At 70.1% G+C, this 374-nt stretch carries 2 protein-coding genes; both read right to left on the bottom strand.

Going from position 1 to position 374, the window contains the following annotated elements; all coding sequences use genetic code 11:
- On the bottom strand, window positions 1–146 hold a 146-nt coding region (locus AC3A4H_RS23665; RefSeq protein ID WP_487768875.1), incomplete at its 3' end, for an Hpt domain-containing protein.
- A gap of 27 nt (window positions 147–173) precedes the next feature.
- Window positions 174–374, bottom strand: a 201-nt coding sequence (locus tag AC3A4H_RS23660; RefSeq protein ID WP_487768889.1) for a response regulator, incomplete at its 5' end; no start/stop codon positions are given.

Raw genomic sequence — 374 nt, 5'->3', positions numbered from 1 at the left:
CCGCCCTTGATCGAGTGCACGGCGCGGAACACCGCGTTGACGGTGTCGGGCTCGGCCGCGTCGCGCTCGATCGCCAGAAGCCCGGCCTCGAGCTCGGAAAGCTGCTCCTCGCACTCCTGGAAGAAGGTCTGCTTGATGGTTGCCATTGCGTCCACGGCGGGGTCCTCGTCGGTTCAGGCCGCCACGCGGCGGATGGCGTCGATCAGCTTGGCCGGGTCGAACGGCTTGACGATCCAGCCCGTCGCCCCGGCGCGCCGCGCCCGGTCTTTCTTGGCCGCGTCGCTCTCGGTGGTCAGAACCAGGATCGGGATGCCGCGCCAGGCGGCGTCGGCGCGCACCTTCTCGATGAAGCCGAAGCCGTCGAGCCGCGGCAT

The organism is Pseudaminobacter sp. Soil_N_29 (genome assembly GCF_057656055.1).
Note: the sequence above shows the minus strand (reverse complement) of the source record. Positions and strands in the feature narration are given on the sequence as shown.